The organism is Streptomyces sp. P5F9 (assembly GCF_057961495.1).
In genome coordinates, this window is record NZ_JBXVPZ010000505.1 from 1 (window position 1) to 769 (window position 769).

Annotated in this window: 1 protein-coding gene; it reads right to left on the minus strand. The window is 67.4% G+C overall.

Going from position 1 to position 769, the window contains the following annotated elements; translation table 11 throughout:
* On the minus strand, window positions 1–278 hold a 278-nt coding region (locus AC31A1_RS43845), incomplete at its 3' end, for a nucleotidyltransferase domain-containing protein (RefSeq protein WP_489658668.1).
* Between the last annotated feature and the right edge of the window lie 491 nt (window positions 279–769).

Sequence of the window (769 nt, forward strand, 5' to 3'; positions counted from 1 at the left end):
CGATAGTGCACGTCGACGCGCCGCCCGTCGATCGTCAGCCAGGCACCCCCGTTGAAGACCCCGCCACCCCACCCGCCGACCTCGGAGACCTCGCCGTCCCAGCCGAGTTCGCGGAGGTCGGAGGGTTCGAAGGACCCGCGGTAGTAGACCGCCAAGTCCCAGTCGCTGTCGGGGCGGTGGGTGCCTTGGGCACGGGAGCCGCCGAGGGCTACGGCTCGCACGGCCGGTAACTCGGCGAGAAGGTCCGCGACTCCGCCGAGAAACGTCTCGTCGTCCATGGTCACTGGACGGACCCCGTGGCCTGCACGTCCGACTCGGAAGCCATCTGCCGCCAGCCATGGGTCACCATGTGCGTCACGAACGCGGTACCACCCGCAGACGCCGGTCCGGACAGTTTCGGACCCACCAAGTCCAGCCCCTTTCCGCGCAGTTCAACTTCACAGGTCACCCTGTACCACTGGTGATCCTTTCTCGCGTCCCACTCAGCCTCCCCTGCCCGAACAACGAGCTCAGGTCAGAGTCGAAAGCGGCCCTGATCTCCTGGCCAAGCCGCTTCCATCCGAAGAAATCACATGCCTGCTTGAACAGTTCCTCGTCGGACATTCCGGGGCATTCGGCAGTCAGCTCCACAAGTGCCAACTGCCGCTCCACAGGGGGAATGTGGGCCACCTTGCGCGCACACCCGGGAGCAGGCCGACGCGCTTGCCCAAGGCTCCGCCCTGCGACCCGAACGAATTCGCCGTCCCGTCCCCCCCCCCCCCCCCCCCCC